General features: G+C 73.6%; 1 pseudogene. It reads left to right on the forward strand.

Annotated features, from left to right (window positions below):
- Nucleotides 1-258: pseudogene (locus FMEAI12_RS34595) on the forward strand (histidine kinase dimerization/phosphoacceptor domain-containing protein); the annotation flags it as partial.

The following is a 258-nucleotide window of genomic DNA, read 5'->3' on the forward strand; positions in this document are numbered from 1 at the left end:
ACGCCGAACGCACCCGGGAGGCCGAGGCACGCCGCCGGGTCGCCGACGAACGCACCCGCATCGCCCGCGAACTCCACGATGTCGTCGCCCACCACATCACCCTCGCCCACGCCCAGGCCGGCACCGCCGCACACCTCGTCCGCACCAACCCCGACCAGGCGGAACCGATCCTCGCCAGTCTCACCGCCACCACCTCCTCCGCACTGCGCGACCTCAAGGCCACCACGGTGGCCTGCGGCAGAGCGACGACCCGGACGC

Source organism: Parafrankia sp. Ea1.12, assembly GCF_900465275.1.
GTDB classification, from domain to species: domain Bacteria; phylum Actinomycetota; class Actinomycetes; order Frankiales; family Frankiaceae; genus Parafrankia; species Parafrankia soli.